The organism is Mesorhizobium sp. M0174 (assembly GCF_040322275.1).
Taxonomy (GTDB): Bacteria; Pseudomonadota; Alphaproteobacteria; order Rhizobiales; family Rhizobiaceae; genus Mesorhizobium.
Genome location: NZ_JAMYTB010000009.1, coordinates 146,880 through 168,504, shown reverse-complemented (window position 1 = coordinate 168,504; position 21,625 = coordinate 146,880). Strand labels below are relative to the sequence as shown.

Sequence of the window (21,625 nt, the reverse complement as noted above, 5' to 3'; positions counted from 1 at the left end):
TTGCTGGAGCTGGTGCGATTTGACGAACATGGGTTGCTAGCTCAACTGGTTCGAAGGCAAAACCGCCGCGGCCGGCACGGACTGCAGATACCGCGACAGGGCATCCACCTGCCTGGTGACCGACATCGAGGCGAGACTGAAGCGCGGCGCGAAAGCACCGGTGCGAAACACGTACTGCTCGCGGCGCCGGATGAGTTTCCATTTCGCCGTCCGTGTCAGGAATTCGTGCATCAGCAGCGGCTGTCTTTCTCCCGATATCAGCTGATAGAGGAAATAGAACAGGTTCAGCGTGCCGGCCTGGTAGCTCGGCCTCGTCTCGACCGGAAGCGCGGCTATCCTTTCTTCCAGCGCGAGGATCCATTCGGCGGCACGGCGAATCGTCTCCATCGACAGGACATCACCGGTGGCGCGGAGGTCCTGCGTCTCTTGTGCGAGCCCTTCGCGTTCTAGGTTCTCGGCGACGATCTTCAAATGCGTCCTGCGCATTTCGCGCTTGTGCCTGTTGGTCACGCTGTCGTCATGGATACGATAGGCGATGAGGCTTTCGGGGATCATTGCTGCCGGGTAGCGATCAGTCAGTCGCCTGAACAGGTCGAAATCCTCGGCGTGCTTGTAGCTCTCGTCATAATGTAGAACGCCGTCTTCGATGACCTTCCGGTTATAAACGACCGTTGAATGCATGAAGATCGTGAAGAACATCGACAATATGCGCAGGCTATTGTCCTGGAATATCGGATCGGGCGACCCCCTGACGATGCGGTTGCCGAGCAACGTGTCGAAGCTTGCACCGCATAGAGCGAGGTCAGGCTGCTGGTCGAACAGTGCTACCTGCCGCGACAGGCGCTGGGGATACGCGATGTCGTCGGCATCCATCCTGGCAACCAGATCGCCGCGGGCCATGGCCAAGCCTTCGTTCAGCGTTGCGATCAGGCCGCGGTTTTCGCGTGAGATGATCGAGATGCGGCTGTCGGCCTGGCGATATTTCCGCAGGATTTGCAGCGAGTTGTCCGTCGAGCCGTCATCGATGGCGATGACCTCAAGATGCTTGTAATCCTGGCGCAGGATGCTGCTCAGCGCAGCGGCCAGATAAGGTCCCGCATTGTAGATCGGCAGCAGAACGGAGACCAAGGGAGCAGCAGCCATAGTCAGCCCCGATCGGTTTGTTGCAGCTTGCGCGGCAAGCGTGGTGCGCCATCAAGCGGCCTGCCCAGATATGCTCCGGCCGCAAGCCATCCGGCATTGCCCACGTCGATGCCTGCCGGGGCGGCGCCTGGGCCTCTTCGAGCGACATAGGGGAAGTGGCGCTTGAGGCTGTTGAGTGGCTTCTCGAAAAGCAGCCACGAGACCGAAGCCAGCATGAGCGTTGCCGTTCCCGCCACCAGGAACCGCCCCGGCCCTTGCTCGGAGACGTTGAGCGGGATCCACGGCTGCGATTTGACGACCAGCGCCAGCACAATGGGATGGTAGAGATAGACGCCGTAGCTGATGCGGCCAAAACCGAGCAGCGGCGGCAGTTCGAGAAGTTTTCCGGCGCGCCCGCCAATGCCCCTCGAACAGCTTGCAACGATGACCACCAGCGGCGCGACAGGCAGGATCTGCAACAGCAGCCAGAGGCCCCATTCCTGCACCGGATTTGCAGGCGTCGGCGCAAACCACTGCAGAACGAAAAACGCCGCAGCGAGCCCCGGCCAGCCAACTCGAAGCCATTGCGGCAAGCCAGCAGCTCTTGACCGGTAGGCGGCGAGCAGCGCGCCTGACGCCAGTGCATCCATAGACGCCGGCGGCAGCAGGTCGCGCGCCAGGCTGGGCGTTCCCGCGATCGGCCAATAAAAGCGATAGGCCAGCGACAGCGCGATAACGCCGATGCAGATCGATTCCAGGCGCCGGCGCGGCGCCAGCAGGATGATCAGCGGCCAGGCGATGTAGAACTGCTCCTCGATGCTCAGGCTCCAGAAATGGCAGAGCAGCCAGGGCGTCCATTCATTCTGCGATGCGTACCAGAAGTTCGACAGATAGAGCGCATGCCAGGCCAGCGACCCTCTGGACTGCTCCAGGTCCACCAGCCAGACGAAACCCAGCACGGCGAAATAAGGCGGGAATATCCGCAGCGCCCGCCTGATATAGAAGGATTTCAGCGCCGGTCCGGTTTCGAATTCGGCGGCCGCTCTGGCTTCCAGCAGCAGTCGCGTGATCAGAAAGCCGCTCAGCACGAAAAACAGGCGCACGCCAATATGGCCCCAGAACGAGGATCCTCCGGCCGCGAAGAAGTGGGCGTACAGCACCATCGTCACGGCGATGGCCCTCAGCGCGTCCAATTGGGTGTCGCGCGCATTTCCCATTAGCGGCGTACGCCGGCGGGACGGCGAAACTGCCAATCGGTCAACATGGCGGCGTCGTTCACGGCGCATTTCCAATCGGTAGCGCCCCCCTCACCCAGAATAGGGCCACCATTGTGCAACGCAACACAAAAAGTTGACACATTTGAAACAGGAACGTGAGACGCTACTAATAAAGCACAAGAAACAGCAGGAACCAGCCCGAATTGTCCATTTTTGACGATTTTCACACCCTGCCTTGGCCGACCAATTTCGGCGGCAGGGGTGCTGCGATGCAACATGCTCGCCGCCGCCGCGAAGCTCGTCCGCTCGATCGCCGCCGGCAGCACCGGCGTCATCCTCGTCGCGCATGATCTCTCCACGGTGCGGGCGCTGGCCGACAGGATCGTGGTCCTCAGCCTCGGACGCGTGGCCTATGATGGATCCCCCAGGCACCTGAGCGCCGACCAGCTGTGGGACCTCATAGCGAGCGGCACCCTCGCATCCGCCGGGCCAATAGGAAGGCGTGTTGAAGGAGGGGCTGCTTCGCGGGACCCACTCACGCGCAAGCTTCCCGCCTCCGGGTTACGCCTCCTTGCTCGCGTTCGCGAGCGCCACTGTGCGACGCTCCGGCAGCCCCATTCCGACGAGCGCACCGGCGAGCGAGAGCAGAGCGGAGACGTCGATTGCCGAGGTGAAGCCATCACTGAACGCATCGGTGGACGCGAAGCTTCCGGTCCCGGCGAACACCGCACCGGCGATCGCGATCCCAGATACGCCGCCAAGAAAGCGGAACGTGTTGAACGTGCCGGCAGCCTTGCCGACCTCCGGCCGCGCAACCGCATTGAGCACCGCGTTCTGCGCGGCAGGCATGGCCATCGATACGCCTGCGCCGGTAATGATCAGCGGCGCGACGAGCTGGATGTAGGGCAAATCAGGTGCTGCGATCTGCGCCAGCCAGGCCATTCCGGCCGCTTGCAGGATCAATCCGGCCACCACAAGCCAGCGCTCACCGACGCGGTTGATCAGGCTGCCGGCGATCGGTGCGACCACAAAAAGCGTGGCGGTCCAGGGCAGCAATCCCATGCCGGCGCCGAGCGGCCCACGGCTCTGGGAAAACTGCAGAAACTGCGGCAACAGGAATACGAGGCCGTACATGGCGGCGCAGAGCAGGAAGTTCGCACCTACGCCCGAGGAGAATGCGCGCGCCCGGAAAAACCGCAAAGGCAGCATGGGCTCACGGGTACGCAACTGCCAAAGGACGAATGCGATGGCGAGAAGCAGCCCGGCCGTCAGCGCCGACAGCACTTCAGAGCTGCTCCAGCCCACGATGTTGCCGCGCATCAGACCCCAGACCACTCCAAATGCCGCCGCAGTTACCAGGACGACGCCGAGGACATCGATTGCCGTGCCCGGCCCGTGACTCTCCGGAATCCGACGCAGCACCAGCGGGATGAGAACGATGCCGACCGGAACATTGAGCCAGAAGATCCAGTGCCAGGAGAGGCCTTCGGAGATCGCACCGCCGGCCATCGGACCGATGATCAGGGCCAGGCCGGTGATGCTGCTGAAGATACCCAGCGCCTTGCCTCGTTCCTCCGGAGGAAAAGCGACGCTCAGCAGCGCCATGGCCAGCGGCATGACCATTGCGGCACCCGCGCCCTGAACCGCGCGGGCCGCAATCAGCAATCCGGCATTTCCAGCGAGCGCGCAGGCAACCGACGCTGCGACGAACAGCGCCAATCCGGCGATGAAGATGCGGCGGCGGCCGAACCTGTCACCGAGCGCCGCCCCGGTCATAAGCAGGACGGCAAAACTCAAATTGTAGGCGTTCATCGTCCATTGCAGCGTCTCCAGCGAGGCATCGAGTTCGACCCGCATCGTGCTCAATGCGGTCGCCACGACCATCGCATCGAGAACGACCATCAAGGAGCCTATCGACGTGAGGGCGAGAACCCAGACCTTCGTTGACCCCGCACTTTGCTTGCTCATGATTATGACGCCTCCGGCTTGAACAGATGGCCCGCCAGTCTCGCGGGCCCGTGATCCAGTGACGCGGAGGCACCACCAAAGGATTCCAGCTAAAGAAAGTTTTTTTCGACCGAATCCTTTTGCCATCGTCGAGCGTCTATAGGACGCTGCCCGCGATGGCGGGCGCCCTGCCTGGGAGATACGCATGAAATCGACGCTTGTGCGATGACCGGATCCGCAATCGGCACGCCAGAAGGACGGGAGCCATTTGACCGGCTGCTCGGCGAATTGCGGCCGAAACTGCACCGTTACTGCGCCCGCATGACCGGTTCGGTGATCGATGCCGAGGATGTCGTTCAGGAAGCTACGGTCAAGGCGCTCGAGGCGTTCCCCGGGAGCGGGCCGATAGCCAATGTCGAGGGCTGGCTGTTCCGCATCGCGCACAATGCCGCGCTCGACCACCTGCGCCGTCGCGCCAGGGCGGATGCCGCGCATGCCGTCGATGATATCGACATGATACCTGACCCCGGTATGTCGGCCGAGGGTCGTCACACTGCAGCCGCAAGCCTGCAGACCTTCATGCGGCTGCCCGCGGCGCAGCGTAGCAGCGTCATCCTCATGGATGTGCTCGGCTATACGATCGAAGAGATCGGCAACATTATCGACAGCAGCGTTCCGGCGGTGAAAGCCGCTCTGCATCGCGGCCGTCTGCGCCTGCGCGAGGTCGCCGGCGAGCCTGACGATCGGCCTGTGCCGGTGTTGACCGAGCCCGAGCGGGCGCGTCTGGCAGCCTACGTAGATCGGTTCAACGCCCGCGACTTCGATGCGATCCGCGACATGTTGGCCGAAGACGTGCGGCTTGACCTCGTCAACCGGCTCCGGGCGAGCGGCCGCGCGAAAGTGGGCCGATACTTCCACAATTACGCGGGTATCCACGATTGGCAACTGCTTCCAGGCCAGGTCGATCGGCACCCAGCCATTCTTGTGATCGATCCGGATGACCCGGCCGGAGGGCCAAAATACTTTATCCTGCTGGAATGGGCGGGCGACAGATTGGCGAGAATTCGCGATTTCCGCTATGCGCGCTACACGCTTGATGGCGCCGAAGTAGTGCCTCTGCGGGCATAGCAATTCGCGTTTCATAATGCCGAACAACCACTGCCAGGATCGCGGCCGCTTGCCATCCAAGCGGCCGCCCTTTTTCGTCGATCCTGCTTTAAGCCGGTTGCAACTCCCTGCGCGGCAGCGGCGGGAAGGCGATCGCAATCGCCATCGCACCAAGCCCGACAAGGGCCGAGCCGATGAACAGCCAAGAATAGCTGGCATAGGCATCGAACACCATGCCGCCGGCGAGCGGGCCGAAAGCCATGCCAAGGCTGGACAGCATGGTTACGGCACCGAACACGGTGCCGAGGATGCGCTGGCCAAAATATTCGCGCGCCAGCACCGCATAGAGCGGCATGACGCCGCCATAGGTGGCGCCGAAGATGACGGCGAGCGTGTAGAATTGACCAAGCTCGCTGACGGCCAGATAGGCGGCGATAACCACGGCCTGTATGGCCAGCCCGGTGATCAGCACCGGCTTGACGCCCAGCCGGTCGGCGAGCACGCCGTAAAGCAGCCGGCCACCCAGCCCTGCCAGGCCCTCGATGCTGTAGATGCTGACCGCTGCCATCGGCGCGATGCCGCACAGCATCGCATAGCTCACCATATGGAAGATCGGCCCGGAATGGGCCGCGCAGCAGGCAAAGAAAGTCAGTCCCAACACGATGAATTGCGGCGAGCGCAGCGCCTGCGGAACAGTCATGCCGGCACCCTCGGCGGCAACGCTTGGGGCAGCGCCTTCGGCAGCGGGTTTGGGTGGCTGGCGCACCAGAAGCGCGGCCGGCAGTAGCAGCACCCACGCCGTTATGCCGATGTCGAACATCGCGGTGCGCCAGTCGTAGGCCGAAATCAGCCAGCGCGCGAAGGGCGAGATGGTCATTGGCGCCACGCCCATGCCGGCCGAGACCAGCGAGACGGCGAGGCTGCGGTTCGTTTCGAACCAGGCGGAGGTCAGCGCGATCATCGGCGCGAAGAAGGCGCTTGCCGCGAGGCCGACGAGCACGCCGTAGGCCAACTGGAAAACGAGCAGCGAACCGGTGCGGCTGGCCAGCACCAGCGCCAGGCCGAGCAGCACGGCGCCGGTCATGACGACGATGCGGGCGCCGAAACGGTCGTAAATGGCGCCCCAGGCGAAGCCGCCGAGGCCCATTACCAGGAAGTTCAGCGTCATCGCGCTCGATATGCCGGCGCGCGACCATTGTGTGTCGAGCGCCATCGGTTCGAGGAAGATCGCCAGCGAGAACATCGCCCCGAGAGCGACACAGGTCATCAGCGCGCCAGCCGCGACGATAACCCAACGATAGGGAAGGCTCATTTCAATTTTCTCCCATGCCGGAACCGTTGATACGGCACGACCTTTTCGAGCTTCGCCGAGCCGCTTGCGTCCGAAGGACGTTGGAGATGTTTTGAATCCGACAATCCGGTTGCATTTTTTATCCAGTCAGAAAATTGCGCCGCTCAACTGCTCCAATGCATTGACCGTGCATCGTCCCGAGCTAGATTTCCAGCCTGGCCATCAGGAGCTATCGGGTATGGAACTTCATCGCGGCCGTCTCATCGACCACCTCCACCTGGTGGTCAGGGATCTCAAGGCCAGCCGCCGCTTCTACGAGGCTGTTCTCAACGTGCTCGACATACCGATCGGTGGCGCCGGCGATGATTATTTCTGGGCCGACGAACTGTTCATTTCCAGCCCCGACAGCCCGGCGGCCCTGGGAAAGCTGACCGGGCGCCATCACCTTGCCTTCCAGGCAAAGGACCGTGCGATGGTCGAAGCCTTCTACAAGGCCGGGCTTGAGGCCGGCGGCACCGACAATGGTGCGCCGGGCGAGCGATCCTACCATCCCGGCTATTACGCCGCCTTCCTGCTCGATCCCGACGGCAACAATATCGAGGCCGTCCACCACGGCCCGGCCAAACGCAGCGCCGATTCAGTGAAGATCACCTTCTAGCTTCGGGTAAAGGTGGTTCGCACCGGCCGGCACGGTTGGTCTCTGCCAAATCTGGGTGCTTGCGTCAGACCGCGTCTGCCCTATCGCGTCAGCGCCGCCATCTGGCTCGCCAGGAAGTCGACGAAGAGCCGTGCCCGGACCGGTAGCTGCCGCCCGTAGGCATGGACGATATGCACCGGCATGGTCGGCATTGCCACCTCGGGCAGGATACGGACCAAGCGGCCCGCGTCGAGATCGCCCTGCACCGCAAACCGCATCAGATGCGCTATTCCAGCACCGGCAAGTGCTGCATTGCGGATGGCGCCGCCATCATCGGTATCCAGCCGCCCATTCGGGACGATCATCGTACCGTCGGCAAAGGTGACCGGATAGGGCCGGCCGGCCATCTGGTAGCGGATGAAGTCATGGTTCGCCAGATCCTCGACCGATGCCGGACGGCCGCGCCGCTCGACATACGCCGGCGAGGCCACCAGCACGATCGGCAGATTGGCGATCTTGCGGGCAACCAGCCCCGTGTCCGACAGCGCCCCCATGCGCACGGCAACGTCATAGCCTTCGCGGATCAGATCGGCGTGCCGATCGGTGACGCTGAGCTCGACTTTCACTTCGCCATGCTGCGCAAGGAACGCCTGCGCCCATGTCGCGATCAGGCCGCGCCCGAGCTCGACCGGCGCTGTGACGCGCAGCAGGCCGCGCGCCGTATCGGCCACCTGGACGATGTCTTCGGCATCGTCCAGCGCCCTGAGCAGCGGCGCCACCCGCTCGTAGTAGGCGAGGCCTTCGCTGGTGAGCCCGAGCCGACGCGTCGAGCGCTGGATCAGCCTGACCCCGAGCCGCCGCTCGAGCCGTGCCACGCTTTTCGACACCGCCGATGGGCTCGAGCCAACCAACCGGCTGGCGGCATGGAATGAGCCGGCATCGACGGTTCGGACGAAGGCGACGAGACCGGCGGTCTTTTCGAGAATGGTGGTCATTCCGGAATTCTAGGCACGAAAGAATGGATCATTATGATCCTAATACGCTTTTTGATCATCATTAAATACCGCTCATCGTCGACAAAGGAGAGATTGATGAGCAAGCTGAACGGCAAGGTCGCCATCGTCACCGGCGCGTCCAAGGGTATCGGCGCCGCCATTGCCAAGGGTCTTGCCACGGCCGGTGCCGCGGTGGTCGTCAACTACGCCTCGTCACGGGAAGGCGCCGACCGTGTCGTCGCGGAGGTCGAGGACCGTGGCGGCCGCGCCGTCGCCGTCCAGGGCGACGTATCGCAATCGGCCGACGTGCGCCGCCTGTTTGAGGCGGCGAAGTCGGAGTTCGGCGGGCTCGACATATTGGTCAACAATGCCGGCGTCTTCGCATTCGAGCCGCTGGAAGCGGTGACGGAGGCCGAGTTCCACCGTGAGTTCGACACCAATGTGCTGGGCATCATTCTGACCACGCAAGCAGCAGTGAGCCATTTTGGCCCGAGCGGCGGCAGCATCATCAACATAAGCTCGGTCGCCAGCCGCAATCCGCAGCCGAACTCGCTCGTCTATGCCGCCACCAAGGGCGCGGTGGACACGATCACGCTGTCGATGTCGCGGGAACTCGGCGCCCGCAATATCCGCGTCAACGCCATTGCGCCCGGCGGCGTCGACACCGAAGGCCTCGAGCGTATCGGCATCGTCGGCAGCGACTTCGAAAAACAGATCGTCACCATGACCCCGCTCGGCCGTTTCGGTCGGCCCGACGACGTCGCTCGCGTCGCGGTGTTCCTCGCCTCCGACGAAGCGTCATGGCTGACCGGCGAGCGCATCACCGCCTCGGGCGGCTGGCGATAGATATGCAGGGCGCGGACCTGCCGTTTTACGGACCATGCCCCCGCAGCGTGACATCGAGGAACACCGCAATCGATGACGACGGGGATCCAAGCCCTATGTTTCTCAGCAAGGGAGGAGCGCCGTGCGCTATCGATGACCGCTAGATGCCAAGGAGGTAACGGATGACGGGCGACGAAAAAGCAATCCGAAGGCTGGTCGAGACGTGGATGGATGCGAGCAAGCGTGGTGACATTGCGACCGTGCTCAGCTTGATGACGGACGACGCGATCTTCATGGTTCCCGGCCGGGAACCCTTCGACAAGGAGATCTTCGCGGCAGCCGCGCGGGAGACGGCCGGCGTTCATATCGACGGCACCAGCGATATCGTGGAATTACAGCTTCTCGGCAATTGGGCCTTCATCCGCAGCCGCATCGACATGACGGCGACTCCGCCGAATGGCGAGCCGGTCCATCGATCGGGATATGCACTGACGCTGCTGCGCAAGGAGGCAGACGGTGAGTGGCGGCTCGCGCGCGACGCGAACCTGCTGACTGCGCAAGGCTAGCGCCGGTCTCCGACATCCTGCACCGGAAGGCGGGCAAAGGGAGAGCGGCCAAGGGGGACCGATAAGATGGCGAGGATGCGATGCAAGCCGCCCTGAACAGTGTTCCTCCTCTACCTGATCACACGGGCAAGAGGGCGTTCGGCTTGACATCGGCGATGGAGGCGAAAGTGTGCGTTTCGCGCACACCCGGCAGCGGCAGGATGACCCGCTGCAGGAAGTCCTGGAACACCGCCATATCGGCGATCCGCGCCTTGACCAGATAGTCGAAGCCGCCAACCACCATATGGCACTCCAGAACCTCCGGGGCTTTCGCCACGGCTTCGGCAAAACGGTCAAAGACATGCGGCGCCGTGTGGTCAAGCCGGACCTCTATGAACACCAGCGTTCCCCGGCCGACCTTGCGCGGATCGAGCACGGCTCTGACCGCGGTGATGAACCCGTCGCGGAACAGGCGCTTCACCCGCTGGCTGGTTCCGGTCGGCGACAGCCCGATACGCCCGGCCAGATCAAGCGTCGTTCGGCGCCCGTCCTCCTGCAGCAGCCGGAGCAAGCTGCGGTCTATCTGGTCGAGGTCGTCCATTTCACAATCCACTCTATCTCAGGGATTTATGTGTTGATTTCACGCAGAGATGCCAAAATCAACGTATTTCATCACATGAAACCTCGCAATAGCTTGCACTTCCCTCACCCACGCGAAGCAAACGGGGTGAGCCGATTTCGACGAACAAAGGGAGTGCAGGATGACCAAGGAAGCGTTCAGTCCAGCCGGCAAGAGTGCGGCGGAAATCAGCAAGGGAGCGACCGAGATCCTGGTGCTGAGCGAAGCCGACGTGATGGCGTGCATCGACCTCAGCCAGCTTCTCGATGTTCTGGAAGACGGCTTCAAGGCGCTGTCACAAGGTAAGGTTGTCAATCCACCCCGGCCACAGCTCGACATCCCCGGAGCCGGCTACAGCCTCGCCATGCCGGCCTGGATGGAAGGCATGAACCTGACCGTCAAGATCGTCAATGTCTTCGAAGGCAACTTGGCCAAGAACCTGCCCAGCCACCTCGCCACCATCAGCCTGTTCGATCCGCTGTCCGGCCTGCCGGTCTGCATCATGGACGGCACCTTCATAACGGCGGTGCGAACCTCCGGCTCCGCTGTGCTGTCGGTGCGCGCGCTTGCCCGCCGGGATGCCAGGATAGCGACAGTGGTCGGCGCCGGCGTGCAGGCCAACCAGCATCTCCATTTGTTGCCGCTGGTGCGGGACTTTACCGAAATCCGCGTCGCTTCGAAGAGCTTCGACGATGCGGCAGCGCTTGCCCGGCTGCACCCGTCGGTGGTGGCGGTCGCCGACCTCGAGGCGGCAGTGCGCAGTTCCGACGTGGTGTGCCTGGCGACCCACTCCTATCAGCCGGTGATCGACGCAGGCTGGGTCCAGCCGGGCACGCATGTCTCGTCGGTCGGGGTGGCGCCGCCCCGCGGTGAAATGCCGATCGAGCTCATCGCCAAATCCAGTCTTTTTGTCGAAACCAAGGATGCATTCAAACCGACCCCGGTCGGTTCCTGCGAGCTTGCCGGCTTCGACCCGGATTTCGGCACCGAGCTTGGCGCCATGCTACTCGACCGCGCGCCGGGCCGCGTTTCGGATCAGCAGATCACCACCTACAAGGCGATGGGCATTGCGATGGAAGACATGGTCGCCGCCGACCTGGCCTATTGCTGCGCCCGGCGTCTGCGCAAGGGAAAGCTCGTCGTGCTGTAGGCGCGTGCCGCCTCACGCAGGCTCGCGCTTCAATGCCTGTGCCATGCAGTGGATGCCGCCGCCGGTCTTCGAGATTTCGCTCATGTCGATGGCGGCCACCTCAAAGCCGCGCGCTTTGAGCTGGCCGATCAGCGTCTGGCTCGAAGTCGGCGCGATCACCCTGTCCTTGCCCAGCGACATGAAGTTGCAGCCGAGCGCCATCGTGTCCTGGAACGGCACGTCGATAATCTCGTGGCCCTTGCCCTTCAGCCAGTCGACGATGCCGGGCTCCGTACAGGCAAGGCAGACGGCCGTCAGCTTTTCCGCAATCGGCACCACCATCAGGTCGATATGGACGTAATATTCGTCGATGAAGGCGATGCGGGTCTCCCAGCCCTCCTTGTCGAACCAGGCCTGCACCTGGCGCGCGCCCTCCTCCTGCGTGCGGGCGCCGCCGCAGCCGATCAGCACCACGCCATCCTCGATGACATTGAAGTCGCCGCCTTCGAAGGTGCCGGCGGTGACCATGTCGTAGATCGGGATGCCGAGCTTCTCATAGGTGCGGATCGCCGCGTAGTTCTCGCCGCGCCGCCACCACTGGGCCATCGCGGTGATGATGGCGCCGTAGGGCGTCATGACGCTGGAATCGCGCGAATAGACCTGCATCGGCAGCTCCGGCGTCGGCTCGTGCCAGTGGATGTTGACGCCGAAATGCTCATAGGCGGCGGCCAGGTCCTTGTGCTGTGCCTGCGCGATCTGGAGGTTGCAAGGCGCCTCGCGCAGATGTTTTCGCGACAGCGAGCTGGTCGAGAGATGACGCAGGAAATTCGGCGAGCCGAGCAGCACGTCGGTCAGCACGTCGGTCTCGTTGGCGAAGCCCCAGGCGGTCAACGGCTTGGTGCCGCCCACCGGGTTGCGGCGCTGCAGCGAAAACGGCTCGGCGACGATGCGGTCATGGACGGTCATGAGTTTCTCCTCGTGATGGGGGCGGCTGGTTGATCATGCGGCTTGGTTGCTTGGTATCCACCAATCCCGTCCGCGCGGGGTGGTGATGTATTCCGGCCAGCGAAATCCGATCGGCGGATCGTAGTCGCAGAGCGGGGCGATCCAGTTCGAGCCGCCGATGCCACCGCCGGTTCGGGCGACGAATTCGTCCATCGCCGCGTCGCGCGCAGCCTCGTCTTCCAACAAGCGAAGTGCCGCGAGCGCAATGGTCTTTGCGGCGCAGATGACCATCGGGTCGATGGTGGCAGAAATGCCGCCCAGCGCATTCATCGCCCAGCCCGGATAGGCGTGACCATTCTCCGAGCGCAGCGCCGGGCGGGCGACATAGAACCGCGCCGTCGGCGTATGCCACGACATGTCGGTGTAGTCGTCGGAAGTCGAATTGAGCTGCGATGGCGGCAGGTCGCGACGCAGCAGCGCCTCTGCATCCTGCGGCGCAATCAGCCGCTCCAGCTCGGCGATGAACGGTTCGTCGCTCGCCTCGCCGCCGGCATTGACCTGGATTTCGCGGGCGATCGCCTTGGCCGTCTCGTCCCAGCGCGGCGGCCCGACCGCCGCCAGCGCGTCGAAGGCAATGCCGGCCATGACGTGATTGGCCAGCCCCGGCCGCGACTTCGACACCCAGTGCCGCTCATGGCGGCAGCCGCTCATCCTAGCTGCGGCTTCCGCATTGCGGTCGAGCATGGCGGTGACCTGCTCGGCCATAGCAAGCGTCGGCACGCGGATCATGTACTGGATCTCGGCCAGCCCGGCCGGCAGATTGTCGGCGGTCGCCTGGCCCGCCGTCAGGATCGCCTCGCTGATCGACCAGCCGCCCTGATGCGGCAGCATGGAATCGCGCAGCGCCTTGGACGCCATGTACATCATCATGAGCGCGTCGTTGGCGCCGGGCGCCCTGACCGCCGAATGCGCCTGCGGGATGGGTGCTGCGGTGCCTGCCGCCCTCGCCCAATGTTCCGGCTCGTCGCAGATGAAGCGGTGGATCATCGCATAGGCCGCACCGCAATGCGTGTCCCAGCGCGCCGTGTTGCAGAGCGGCAGCATGTAGAAAGGATGGAAGGAGATCATACCCGCCAGCCCATCGTAATAGCCCTTCGCGGCATGGATCGGCTTCGATCCCCTCACCTTCTCCGCCGGCTCGCCGGTGAAGCGCAGCGTGCCTGATATGCCGTGGCGCTGCATTGCTGCCTTGGTCGCCAAAAGGCCGCCGAGGCTGGCAATGCCGAGGCCGGAATGCGGATCGGTGTGGCCGCCCGCCTGTTCGCCGAGGCCCGGACGCGGTCGCTTCACCGTTGCCGCGTCCTGGCAATTGCCGGGCACCGCGTCGTATTCGGCGTACATGCCGATCGTCGGGCCGGTCCCGTTGATCCAATGGGCGCAGAAGGCCGTTGGCATACCGCCGGAGCCTTCCTCGACCGAAAAGCCTTCGTGCTTCAACTGCTCGACATACCAGGCGGCCGACTGGTATTCGCGCCAGGCGGTCTCGCCGAAGTCGAAGATGGTCCGCGTCCACGCCGACAGGGACGGCTGGATGTCATCCAGACAGGCAAGCGCGGTCGCTTGTGCCGAGGTCACCGGTTTCTCCATGGCGGAAAGAAAGCAGTGAAGCGCCCCGCCAAAAAGTGATATGTTTTCCCGGCTCATGCAAATTCGGTTCACCTCTTGAGAATTCCCTCGACGCAGGCGCTGCGCGCCCTCGACAGTTTTGCCCGCCACGGCAGCGTCTGGCGCGCCGCCGACGAACTGCATCTGACCCGCAGTGCGGTGAGCCATCAATTGCGCCTGCTCGAACGCGACCTCGGCTTCGATCTGCTCGAACGCATCGGCAAGGGCGTGGCCCTCACGCCGCGTGGCCAGCGCTATGCCAGCGACGTGCGCAAGGCGCTGACGGTGTTGGGTGACGCGGTGACGCGCCATGCCGGCACCGGCGTCGGCGGTTCGTTCAGCATCAGTTGCACCCCCGGCTTCGCCTCGCTTTTCCTGTGCACTCACATTGGCGAATTCCGGCAGATGTATCCCGATGTCGCGCTCCGCATCCTGACGCCGCGCCGCCTCGATGACGTTAGCAATGCCGAGGCCGACGCCTTCATCGCCTTTGGTGTCGGCAACTGGCCGAACCGCGCGGTCGAGCTGTTGTGCGAGATCTCGTTCACGCCGCTGTGCAGCCCGACGCTGCTCAACAAGATCGGCGGCTTCTCCAAACCGGCAGACGTGCTGCGCGCCAATCTCCTGCATCTCGGTGACACCGAGGACTGGGCGCGTTGGCTGGCGCTGTCCAAGGTCGAGAACCCCGACCCGGAAGGCGGCATCTTCTTTTCCGACATGAACCTGGTCTTTTCGGCGGCGATCGCCGGCCAGGGCATCGCCATGGGCGACGAACTGACCAGCGGCCGGGCACTGAGCGAAGGCCGGCTGGTGCGCCCCTTCGACATAGCGATCAATTCCCCGCGCTCGTATTTTCTGGTCTCGGAACATGCCAAGGCGGCGCATCCGGTGCTGGAGGCGTTTGGGCGGTGGCTGAGGTCGAAGCTGTCGGAGAACCAGCGTTAATCTCCCCCCTCGAGGGGGAGATGGCCGCGAAGCGGCCAGAGGGGGTCGGTCCGACTGGGCTCGGCCCGGTCTGATTTTCGAAGAAAGAGGAAGTTGGCGCTTCACGCGAGACGACCCCCCCTCCGTCGCCTTCGGCGACATCTCCCCAAGATTGGCGCATAGATGAATCAAATTTGCCGATCAGGCGAAAACTATTCGGTTGCGGTAAGCCGCCGCCCTGCATACGATTTCGCCTACGCTAAGGAAAGGGCAGGATGCAGCAACCCGGCCGGGCCGCAGAGATCAAGGCAATCGGGATCGGCAAGAGCTTCGGCTCGTTCCGTGCGCTGGACGATCTGACGCTCGATATCGGCCGTGGCGAGTTCCTTACCCTGCTCGGCCCCTCCGGTTCCGGCAAGACCACCTTCCTGATGATCCTTGCCGGCTTCATTCAGCCGACCGACGGTCGCCTTTACAGCGACGGCGTCGATATCACCGAGCGGCCGGCCGAGCAGCGCGCCGCCGGCATGGTTTTCCAGGGCTACGCACTGTTCCCGCATATGAGCGTCGAGGCCAATATCGCCTTCCCGCTCAAGGTGAGAAAGAAATCGGCGGCCGAGATCAAGCGCCGCGTCGGCGACATGATCGAGCGCGTCGGGCTCAAGGGCCACGAAAAGAAACTGCCGTCGCAATTGTCCGGTGGGCAGCAGCAACGCGTGGCCCTGGCCCGGGCCCTGGTCTTCGAGCCGGGCGTGCTTTTGCTCGATGAGCCGTTTTCGGCACTCGACAAGGGCCTGCGCGGCCAGATGCAGGCCGAGATGAAGCGGCTGCACCAGGAGACCGGCACCACCTTCGTCTTCGTCACCCATGACCAGAGCGAGGCGTTGGCGTTGTCGTCTCGCGTCGCCATCTTCAACCATGGCAAATTGCTGCAGGTCGGCGCTCCCGACGAGGTCTACGACCGGCCCGACAACCGCTTCGTCGCCGAGTTCCTGGGTGAGATCAACATGCTGCCGCTGAAGGGCGTGCACCCGGCCGACAATGGCTCGACCGGCCTCTGCGAAGACCGCGCGATCAGCATGCGCTGCAAGGCCGAGAAGGTCCGTGGCGACGCCATCCTGGCGATCCGGCCCGAATACATGTCGATCGCACGCGAGGCGGCAGCGGGCGAGAACGGTATTGCCGCGACTGCCGTCGCCTCGACCTACCTCGGCGCTGCGACGCGGCTCGATCTGACGACGCGCCAAGGCGCCAAGATCACGGTCTCGGTGCCGAACGAGGTTGCCGCTTCCGCGCTCAGCAAGGGCAATTCCGTGTGGCTGACTTGGCCGGCGGAGAAAGGCTTCCTCCTTCCGGACGGAGGACAATGACGATCGGCGTGGCGAATTCGCCAAGCTGACTTTCAGGAAATACCAACAACAAAAAGGGGAACTGACATGACAAATCAAACCAGGAAAAATTCCATCGAGGCGCTGTCCGCCAGGGCAGTGCGCGGCGAGATCTCGCGCCGGCAGTTCACGCAACTGGCCACACTGGTGCTGGCCGGCACGCCGATGCTGCTGCGCTCGACCGGCGCCTTTGCCGCGGCGAAGGAACTGGTGCTGGTCAACTGGGGCGGCGACGCCATCACCGCCTATGACGCGGCTTATGGCCAAGCCTTCACCAAGGAGACGGGCATCACCGTCAAGATGGACGGCTCCGGTCCGACCGAAGGCGCGATCGCCGCGCAGTTCAAGAGCGGCGCGCCGACCTGGGACCTGGTCGACGTCGATCCGTTCTCGGCCATCACGCTCGGCGCCCAAGGCATGCTCGAGCCGATCGACTATTCGATCGTCGACAAGAAGAAGATGCGGCCGGGATTCGGCTGGGAATACGCGGCCTCGACCTATTTCTTCTCCTATGTCATCGCCTACGATGCCGAGAAATACGGCAGCCAGGCACCAACCGGCATGGCCGACTTCTTCGACGTGGCAAAATTCCCCGGCAAGCGCTCGCTCTACAAATGGGGCGTGTCGAGCTGGGAAGCGGCACTGCTTGCCGACGGCATCGCTCCGGCCTCGCTCTATCCGCTCGACCTCAAGCGCGCGCATGACAAGATCGCGGCCTTCAAGGAGAACGTCGTTGCCTATTGGGGTGGCGGCGCCGAAAGCCAGAGCGTGCTGCTCAATGGCGAGGCCTCGATGGCGATCGTCTGGTCGACCCGGGCCTCGCTCATCGAGCAGGATTCCGGCGGCAAGATCAAGTTCATCTGGGACCAGGGCCTGATCTCGCCCGGCGCGCTCGCCGTGCTCAAGGGCAATCCCGGCGGCAAGGACGCGGCGATGAAGTTCATCGCCAGCACCCAGGACCCGGAGAAGGAACTCATCATGTTCGACAAGCTCGGCCAAGGTCCGGCCAATCCGGCCGCCGACGCGCTGATCCCCGCTGACAAGAAGCGCATCAACCCCGTCGATCCCGAGAACATGAAGAAGCAGATCCCGCTCGACATGGATTGGTACGCCAAGAACTACGGTGCGGCACTCGACGAATACACGAAGATCATCTCCGCCTGACAAGCCGGGATGATCGGGGGCGAGATGAGAGCACACCTCTCCGACAGGATAGGCGCGGCGCTGTTGATGGCGCCGCTGCTCCTCTTCCTTGTGCTGGCTTACGCCTGGCCATTCCTCGGCGTGGTCAAATGGAGTTTTACGCTGCCCACGCCGGGGCTGGGGCAGTACAATGCGCTGCTCACGGATCAGTTGGTGCAGTCGGTCTTCATCCGCACGCTGCGTATCGCCGCGATCGTGACGATCGTTTCGGTTGCCGCCGCCTACGCCATCACCGTTGTCTGGGTGCGCGGCACGCCGGTGCAGCGCGTCGTGGCCGAGTTCTGCATCCTGGTGCCGTTCTGGATCTCGGTGCTGACGCGCGCCTTCGGCTGGGTGGCGCTTTTGTCCAATCGCGGCCTGATCAACACCTGGCTGCAGGCGGTCGGCTTCATCTCGGAGCCGCTGGCTCTGGTGCGCAACGAGTTCGGCGTTATCGTCGGCATGACGCATTTCCTCATCCCCTTCGCGGTGTTTCCACTGGCGTCTTCGATGCGAAGCCTAGACGACCGTGTGCTGCTGGCGGCGCGCGGCCTCGGCTCCAGCCGCATGCGCACCTTCTGGTCGGTGTTCGTGCCGATGACCCGCTCCGGCATCATCGGCTCGGCGCTAATCGTCTTCGTCTTTTCGCTCGGCTTCTTCGTCACGCCGGCGATTCTCGGCGGCGGCCGCAGCGTGATGATCGCCGAGTTGATCTATCTCCGCATCTTCCAGAGCCCGGACTGGGGCCTGGGCGCGGCGATCAGCGTGGTGCTGGTGCTGTTCGTCGGCGCGCTGATGGCGCTGCTTTTCCGCTATATCAGGCCGAAGCAGTTGGTGTAGCGCGATGCCGACCTACCGCCCCGGTCCCGTCTCGCTGATCCTCGCCGCCCTGGTCGCGCTATTCCTGCTGCTGCCGCTGCTCGCCGTGATCCCGGTATCGCTGACGCCGAGCCGCATGCTGGCGATGCCGTCGGGCGAACTGTCGCTGCGCCATTACCGAGCGCTGATCGAGGATCCGCGCTGGATCAATTCGATCCTGCTCTCGACCAGGATCGGCATAGTCAGCAGCGCCTTTTCCACGGTGCTGGCACTGTGCTTCAGCCTCGGCGTCTGGATGTTCCAGCCGCGCTTCACCGCCGCTCTCGTCGGCTTCGTTCTGCTGCCGATGGTGGTGCCGCCGGTGGTCTCGGCAATCACGCTCTATTTCCTGCTGACCTCGATCTCGGGGTTCTCGTCGTTCTTCGGCTACGACACCTGGCTGGGTGTCGCCATGGCGCATGCGGTGATGACGGTGCCCTTCGCCACGGTGCTGATCCTGGTGTCGCTCAGCCAGCTCGACCGCCGCATCGACCTCGCCGCCCGCGGCCTCGGCGCGACCGTATGGGAGCGCGCGACCCGCATCATCATGCCCAACATCAAGTTCGGCATCGTCACCGCAGCACTGCTCTCCTTCGTGCTGTCCTGGGAAGAGATCGGCGTCACCCTGTTCATCACCTCGGTCAACGCCATCACGCTGCCGCGGCTAATGTGGATGGGCCTGCGCGACAACATCGACCCGGCGATCGCAGCGCTCTCGGTGATCCTGATCGTCATCACCGTGCTGGTGCTTGTGGCGCGCAGCGTCGTGGTCAGGCTGCGCGCGGCGCAGTAGACGCGCCTCACGCCGTGGTGACTGGCGCAAATGAAACCTTGCGCTACGATTTTCGTTATAGGTAGTTCAACACGTCGAAGGCTTCGCCATGAACCAAGGATGGTTTTCCAAGCCGGTTGCGGTTGCGGTCGGCATCGTGGGAGATATCCGCAACATTTCCAACGCACGTCAGGCTGTCGAATTGCTGGAAGCCCACTGGCGCGACGCCGGCAGCGCCAAACACGGCTTGGCACTGCGCACATGCCGCCGCGCCATGAGCGACGATCGCTGGACCGAAGCCGCCAGGGACGCGTTCATCGAGGCCGCGCGGGAGGCGCATGTCCTGGTCGAGCGAGCCGTCGAACCGCAGGACCGGTCCAGGCAGGCGGGACCGTGATCGATTTATGAGAGCCTCGGTGGTTCGGCCGATCTATTGCATCTCAGGCAGCATGGAGCCTGGGAATGGCGCTGACGTCGACCTCGCGCTCCGCGTGCCACGCATCGTAAGCGGCCTGCATCCTGAGCCAGATCGCGGCGCCGTCGCCGAACATCTTTCCAAGGCGCGCCGCAACAGCCGGCGACACCGGCTTCTTTTCGCGGATGATGTCGTAAAGCTGCTGGCGCGAGATTCCGAGCAGATTGGCGATTTCCACCTTGGTCTTGCCGGTTGCCGGGATAATGTCGTCGAGCAACGCCCCGGGGTGGGATGGGCAGCGCTCCATCGGACGCATCGGCTCATACACGCTCATAATCGATTTCTCCAATCTAAGCCGTCTCAATGGTACTGTTCGAAATCGACGCGGGCAGCATCATTGGCGTCGAATTCGAATGTGATGCACCACGGCCCGTTGACATGCACCGTGTAGCGGGTCGGGCTGAAGCCCTTCAAAGCGTGGAAGTCGAAGCCGGGCAGGTCCATGTCGTCAGGCCTTTCCGAGACTTCCAAACGGTCAAGCCGGACAAGGATGCGCTTATGCATCTTGGCGTCGATCTTTCCGGTCTTTCCGGTTTGAAAGAGGTCCGCCAGCGCCTTGTGCTTGAACGACTTGATCATGCAACAGGTAAGCATGTTGCTTACGGGGGTCAAGCAGGTGTAAGCAAATGATTTACAGAATGGTCCCGGGCCCATCGGAGGCTATAACTGCGTCCGCTGGACGCTGGGCCGGGCCAGCCGAATACCTGGCGGACCTATGTCACGGCATTATCCGCTAACCCATCGCCTGGCGGATTCTCTTGGACAGGCGGCTCAAAAATGCCGGTCTGGACGACGCGTCAAGCTTCCACGACAGGACTGCCGTCGCCATTTTCCGCGGCAGCACCCCGACCGACAGGAACCAGGCGGCGAGGATGGCGCGCCGCCGCAGCGATGCCGTCATCTCGAGGCTGGCGACGGCGCCGGCCGCCCCGAGCGCCAGCCGGGAATCGTCGGCCACGGGGTGTCGGTCTCTATCCGCGCAAAGCGATGCCAGCCGCTCTTCCAGATGGATCGGATCGTGGCGGACAGCATCCGACGGCACGATGGTCAGGCCGATCCCGGAGGCCTGGTCCGACAGCGCCTGCATGCGGCGGAAATCGTGGGTTACCCGCCAGCGTGCCCGCTCGGCGAGTTTTTCACCGAAGACCGAATGGTTGGCGCCGTGGATCCGGTAGGCGCCGAGGCATTCGTCGATCGATTGGACATGCCCGTACATCGGTGCCAGCGTTGCCAGATAGCCATCGGCGCCCTGGCGGAACTCCGGCTCCGGGATCGGCATGATCGATTCCAGGGTTGCACGGTCGAAGGCCAGCCCACTGGTCACGGTGGTCTGGTAACGGCCTTTGTGCAGCAGTTTCGGCATGACGTCGCCGCTGTCGAAAGGCAGTTCGGGGGGCGGAAAGACATCCTTGATGCGTTGCCCCTCGTCGACGATGTGCAGTCTGGACTGGACCTGAGCGGTTGCCTCGTCCCAGGTCTCGACGATGGTGGAGACGGCGGTCGGATAGAGATAATCGTCGGCATCGAGGAACAGGACGATCTTGCCCGAGCTCGCAGCGAAGCCGGTATTGAATGCCGCCGCATGTCCGCCATTTTGCGCTCGCGGGCATGCGAGGATCTCGTCGTGATACGATTCCATGATTGTGGTGGAATTGTCCTGCGATGCATCGTCGACGACGATGACCTCGACATCCGCGTAGTCCTGCTCGAGAGCGCTGTCGATGCTGCGTTTGAGGAACCGCGCATAGTTGTAGTTCGGGATGATGATGGATACCGGAAGCCGGTTTTGGACAGACTGCATCGCGTTTGACCTCGCATCTTGCTTTGGTTCGGCAAAAGCCCGCTCATGGGCCTGCCCCCTCTTCAAGCGCCCCTCTTGGCGCGCAACGAGTTCCCTGGGAAAAGCTTGCGCCTTCCAACAGGAGACGGGTCACGTTTCGCATTGCGACTTCGTACTGAGGCCGCCATTGCCTTCGAGGGCT

General features: G+C 63.5%; 23 protein-coding genes. 11 read left to right on the top strand and 12 right to left on the bottom strand.

Annotated elements, in window-relative coordinates; genetic code table 11:
- Positions 1 to 36: 36 nt before the first annotated feature.
- From NKJ13_RS20080 to NKJ13_RS20065, 4 genes are all read right to left on the bottom strand, one after another.
- A complete protein-coding gene (locus tag NKJ13_RS20080) occupies positions 37 to 1,143 on the bottom strand; it encodes a glycosyltransferase family 2 protein (RefSeq protein ID WP_352737383.1) in 1,107 nt (368 codons plus the stop codon).
- A gap of 2 nt (positions 1,144 to 1,145) precedes the next feature.
- Positions 1,146 to 2,339 (bottom strand): acyltransferase family protein, encoded by a 1,194-nt coding sequence (locus NKJ13_RS20075; RefSeq protein WP_352737382.1) that lies wholly within the window; start codon positions 2,337 to 2,339, stop codon positions 1,146 to 1,148.
- Positions 2,339 to 2,674, bottom strand: a complete 336-nt coding sequence (locus NKJ13_RS20070; protein ID WP_352690348.1) for a hypothetical protein — start codon at positions 2,672 to 2,674, stop codon at positions 2,339 to 2,341. Before NKJ13_RS20070 ends, NKJ13_RS20075 begins: the two co-directional genes overlap by 1 nt.
- Positions 2,675 to 2,900: 226 nt before the next feature.
- Positions 2,901 to 4,307, bottom strand: a complete 1,407-nt coding sequence (locus NKJ13_RS20065) for a DHA2 family efflux MFS transporter permease subunit (RefSeq protein ID WP_352690351.1) — start codon at positions 4,305 to 4,307, stop codon at positions 2,901 to 2,903.
- Between the two features lie 204 nt (positions 4,308 to 4,511).
- Here NKJ13_RS20065 and NKJ13_RS20060 point away from each other — a divergent pair, with 204 nt between their 5' ends.
- A complete protein-coding gene (locus NKJ13_RS20060) occupies positions 4,512 to 5,414 on the top strand; it encodes a sigma-70 family RNA polymerase sigma factor (protein WP_352737381.1) in 903 nt (300 codons plus the stop codon).
- An 88-nt stretch (positions 5,415 to 5,502) separates the two neighbouring features.
- Here NKJ13_RS20060 and NKJ13_RS20055 read toward each other — a convergent pair whose 3' ends face one another.
- Positions 5,503 to 6,705 (bottom strand): MFS transporter, encoded by a 1,203-nt coding sequence (locus NKJ13_RS20055; protein ID WP_352737380.1) that lies wholly within the window; start codon positions 6,703 to 6,705, stop codon positions 5,503 to 5,505.
- 217 nt (positions 6,706 to 6,922) lie between these two features.
- Between NKJ13_RS20055 and NKJ13_RS20050 the strand changes: the two genes are divergently transcribed.
- Positions 6,923 to 7,342: a VOC family protein gene (locus NKJ13_RS20050; RefSeq protein ID WP_254819430.1), complete on the top strand. Its 420-nt coding sequence runs from the start codon at positions 6,923 to 6,925 to the stop codon at positions 7,340 to 7,342.
- An 80-nt stretch (positions 7,343 to 7,422) separates the two neighbouring features.
- On the opposite strand, the gene NKJ13_RS20045 is transcribed toward NKJ13_RS20050, so the two are convergent.
- Positions 7,423 to 8,316 (bottom strand): LysR family transcriptional regulator, encoded by an 894-nt coding sequence (locus tag NKJ13_RS20045; RefSeq protein ID WP_352737379.1) that lies wholly within the window; start codon positions 8,314 to 8,316, stop codon positions 7,423 to 7,425.
- A 96-nt stretch (positions 8,317 to 8,412) separates the two neighbouring features.
- Here NKJ13_RS20045 and NKJ13_RS20040 point away from each other — a divergent pair, with 96 nt between their 5' ends.
- Together NKJ13_RS20040 and NKJ13_RS20035 are read left to right on the top strand one after the other, a co-directional pair.
- Entirely contained in the window at positions 8,413 to 9,162 is a 750-nt protein-coding gene (locus NKJ13_RS20040) for an SDR family NAD(P)-dependent oxidoreductase (RefSeq protein ID WP_352507134.1), read from the top strand.
- Positions 9,163 to 9,323: 161 nt separating this feature from the next.
- Complete coding sequence (locus NKJ13_RS20035; RefSeq protein ID WP_352705684.1) at positions 9,324 to 9,707, top strand: YybH family protein; 384 nt, start codon at positions 9,324 to 9,326, stop codon at positions 9,705 to 9,707.
- A gap of 118 nt (positions 9,708 to 9,825) precedes the next feature.
- Here the strand turns inward: NKJ13_RS20035 and NKJ13_RS20030 are convergent, their stop codons facing one another.
- The gene (locus tag NKJ13_RS20030; RefSeq protein ID WP_254819434.1) at positions 9,826 to 10,287 is read right to left on the bottom strand and encodes an Lrp/AsnC family transcriptional regulator; all 462 of its coding nucleotides are present in this window, start codon (positions 10,285 to 10,287) and stop codon (positions 9,826 to 9,828) included.
- 160 nt (positions 10,288 to 10,447) lie between these two features.
- On the opposite strand from NKJ13_RS20030, the gene NKJ13_RS20025 reads away from it, so the two are divergent.
- On the top strand, positions 10,448 to 11,455 hold the full coding sequence (locus tag NKJ13_RS20025; RefSeq protein WP_352507132.1) for an ornithine cyclodeaminase family protein: 1,008 nt from the start codon (positions 10,448 to 10,450) through the stop codon (positions 11,453 to 11,455).
- Positions 11,456 to 11,467: 12 nt separating this feature from the next.
- On the opposite strand, the gene NKJ13_RS20020 is transcribed toward NKJ13_RS20025, so the two are convergent.
- Both NKJ13_RS20020 and NKJ13_RS20015 read right to left on the bottom strand, forming a co-directional pair.
- Positions 11,468 to 12,400, bottom strand: a complete 933-nt coding sequence (locus NKJ13_RS20020) for a dimethylarginine dimethylaminohydrolase family protein (RefSeq protein ID WP_352507131.1) — start codon at positions 12,398 to 12,400, stop codon at positions 11,468 to 11,470.
- Positions 12,401 to 12,433: 33 nt separating this feature from the next.
- The gene (locus NKJ13_RS20015; RefSeq protein ID WP_352737395.1) at positions 12,434 to 14,026 is read right to left on the bottom strand and encodes a zinc-binding metallopeptidase family protein; all 1,593 of its coding nucleotides are present in this window, start codon (positions 14,024 to 14,026) and stop codon (positions 12,434 to 12,436) included.
- Positions 14,027 to 14,101: 75 nt separating this feature from the next.
- Here NKJ13_RS20015 and NKJ13_RS20010 point away from each other — a divergent pair, with 75 nt between their 5' ends.
- The 6 genes from NKJ13_RS20010 to NKJ13_RS19985 all read left to right on the top strand — a co-directional run bounded on the left by NKJ13_RS20010 (position 14,102) and on the right by NKJ13_RS19985 (position 19,565).
- Positions 14,102 to 14,989 carry a LysR substrate-binding domain-containing protein gene (locus tag NKJ13_RS20010; RefSeq protein ID WP_352737378.1) on the top strand — a complete coding sequence of 296 codons (888 nt, stop codon included), beginning with the start codon at positions 14,102 to 14,104 and terminating at the stop codon, positions 14,987 to 14,989.
- Positions 14,990 to 15,243: 254 nt separating this feature from the next.
- Positions 15,244 to 16,338 carry an ABC transporter ATP-binding protein gene (locus NKJ13_RS20005; protein ID WP_352737377.1) on the top strand — a complete coding sequence of 365 codons (1,095 nt, stop codon included), beginning with the start codon at positions 15,244 to 15,246 and terminating at the stop codon, positions 16,336 to 16,338.
- 66 nt (positions 16,339 to 16,404) lie between these two features.
- A complete protein-coding gene (locus tag NKJ13_RS20000) occupies positions 16,405 to 17,520 on the top strand; it encodes an ABC transporter substrate-binding protein (protein WP_352737376.1) in 1,116 nt (371 codons plus the stop codon).
- Between the two features lie 24 nt (positions 17,521 to 17,544).
- A complete protein-coding gene (locus tag NKJ13_RS19995; RefSeq protein ID WP_254819440.1) occupies positions 17,545 to 18,378 on the top strand; it encodes an ABC transporter permease in 834 nt (277 codons plus the stop codon).
- Between the two features lie 4 nt (positions 18,379 to 18,382).
- Positions 18,383 to 19,189 carry an ABC transporter permease gene (locus NKJ13_RS19990; protein ID WP_352737375.1) on the top strand — a complete coding sequence of 269 codons (807 nt, stop codon included), beginning with the start codon at positions 18,383 to 18,385 and terminating at the stop codon, positions 19,187 to 19,189.
- Between the two features lie 88 nt (positions 19,190 to 19,277).
- A complete protein-coding gene (locus NKJ13_RS19985; protein ID WP_352475640.1) occupies positions 19,278 to 19,565 on the top strand; it encodes a DUF982 domain-containing protein in 288 nt (95 codons plus the stop codon).
- A gap of 43 nt (positions 19,566 to 19,608) precedes the next feature.
- On the opposite strand, the gene NKJ13_RS19980 is transcribed toward NKJ13_RS19985, so the two are convergent.
- The 3 genes from NKJ13_RS19980 to NKJ13_RS19970 all read right to left on the bottom strand — a co-directional run bounded on the left by NKJ13_RS19980 (position 19,609) and on the right by NKJ13_RS19970 (position 21,444).
- A complete protein-coding gene (locus NKJ13_RS19980; protein ID WP_352455430.1) occupies positions 19,609 to 19,917 on the bottom strand; it encodes a HigA family addiction module antitoxin in 309 nt (102 codons plus the stop codon).
- A 26-nt stretch (positions 19,918 to 19,943) separates the two neighbouring features.
- Positions 19,944 to 20,222, bottom strand: a complete 279-nt coding sequence (locus tag NKJ13_RS19975; RefSeq protein WP_352737374.1) for a type II toxin-antitoxin system RelE/ParE family toxin — start codon at positions 20,220 to 20,222, stop codon at positions 19,944 to 19,946.
- Positions 20,223 to 20,376: 154 nt separating this feature from the next.
- Positions 20,377 to 21,444, bottom strand: coding sequence for a glycosyltransferase family 2 protein (locus tag NKJ13_RS19970; RefSeq protein ID WP_352737373.1), 1,068 nt, complete (start codon positions 21,442 to 21,444; stop codon positions 20,377 to 20,379).
- Positions 21,445 to 21,625: the final 181 nt, after the last annotated feature.

What these genes read in the sequence shown, in the direction of transcription:
- NKJ13_RS20080 (WP_352737383.1), bottom strand. Translation starts at nt 1,143, where the DNA reads ATGGCTGCTGCTCCCTTGGTCTCCGTTCTGCTGCCGATCTACAATGCG.
- NKJ13_RS20040 (WP_352507134.1), top strand. Translation starts at nt 8,413, where the DNA reads ATGAGCAAGCTGAACGGCAAGGTCGCCATCGTCACCGGCGCGTCCAAG.
- NKJ13_RS19995 (WP_254819440.1), top strand. Translation starts at nt 17,545, where the DNA reads ATGAGAGCACACCTCTCCGACAGGATAGGCGCGGCGCTGTTGATGGCG.
- NKJ13_RS20065 (WP_352690351.1), bottom strand. Translation starts at nt 4,307, where the DNA reads ATGAGCAAGCAAAGTGCGGGGTCAACGAAGGTCTGGGTTCTCGCCCTC.
- NKJ13_RS20075 (WP_352737382.1), bottom strand. Translation starts at nt 2,339, where the DNA reads ATGGGAAATGCGCGCGACACCCAATTGGACGCGCTGAGGGCCATCGCC.
- NKJ13_RS20060 (WP_352737381.1), top strand. Translation starts at nt 4,512, where the DNA reads ATGACCGGATCCGCAATCGGCACGCCAGAAGGACGGGAGCCATTTGAC.
- NKJ13_RS20035 (WP_352705684.1), top strand. Translation starts at nt 9,324, where the DNA reads ATGACGGGCGACGAAAAAGCAATCCGAAGGCTGGTCGAGACGTGGATG.
- NKJ13_RS20055 (WP_352737380.1), bottom strand. Translation starts at nt 6,705, where the DNA reads ATGAGCCTTCCCTATCGTTGGGTTATCGTCGCGGCTGGCGCGCTGATG.
- NKJ13_RS20025 (WP_352507132.1), top strand. Translation starts at nt 10,448, where the DNA reads ATGACCAAGGAAGCGTTCAGTCCAGCCGGCAAGAGTGCGGCGGAAATC.
- NKJ13_RS20020 (WP_352507131.1), bottom strand. Translation starts at nt 12,400, where the DNA reads ATGACCGTCCATGACCGCATCGTCGCCGAGCCGTTTTCGCTGCAGCGC.
- NKJ13_RS20015 (WP_352737395.1), bottom strand. Translation starts at nt 14,026, where the DNA reads ATGGAGAAACCGGTGACCTCGGCACAAGCGACCGCGCTTGCCTGTCTG.
- NKJ13_RS20005 (WP_352737377.1), top strand. Translation starts at nt 15,244, where the DNA reads ATGCAGCAACCCGGCCGGGCCGCAGAGATCAAGGCAATCGGGATCGGC.
- NKJ13_RS20050 (WP_254819430.1), top strand. Translation starts at nt 6,923, where the DNA reads ATGGAACTTCATCGCGGCCGTCTCATCGACCACCTCCACCTGGTGGTC.
- NKJ13_RS20000 (WP_352737376.1), top strand. Translation starts at nt 16,405, where the DNA reads ATGACAAATCAAACCAGGAAAAATTCCATCGAGGCGCTGTCCGCCAGG.
- NKJ13_RS20030 (WP_254819434.1), bottom strand. Translation starts at nt 10,287, where the DNA reads ATGGACGACCTCGACCAGATAGACCGCAGCTTGCTCCGGCTGCTGCAG.
- NKJ13_RS20045 (WP_352737379.1), bottom strand. Translation starts at nt 8,316, where the DNA reads ATGACCACCATTCTCGAAAAGACCGCCGGTCTCGTCGCCTTCGTCCGA.
- NKJ13_RS19975 (WP_352737374.1), bottom strand. Translation starts at nt 20,222, where the DNA reads ATGATCAAGTCGTTCAAGCACAAGGCGCTGGCGGACCTCTTTCAAACC.
- NKJ13_RS19980 (WP_352455430.1), bottom strand. Translation starts at nt 19,917, where the DNA reads ATGAGCGTGTATGAGCCGATGCGTCCGATGGAGCGCTGCCCATCCCAC.
- NKJ13_RS19990 (WP_352737375.1), top strand. Translation starts at nt 18,383, where the DNA reads ATGCCGACCTACCGCCCCGGTCCCGTCTCGCTGATCCTCGCCGCCCTG.
- NKJ13_RS19970 (WP_352737373.1), bottom strand. Translation starts at nt 21,444, where the DNA reads ATGCAGTCTGTCCAAAACCGGCTTCCGGTATCCATCATCATCCCGAAC.
- NKJ13_RS19985 (WP_352475640.1), top strand. Translation starts at nt 19,278, where the DNA reads ATGAACCAAGGATGGTTTTCCAAGCCGGTTGCGGTTGCGGTCGGCATC.
- NKJ13_RS20070 (WP_352690348.1), bottom strand. Translation starts at nt 2,674, where the DNA reads ATGACGCCGGTGCTGCCGGCGGCGATCGAGCGGACGAGCTTCGCGGCG.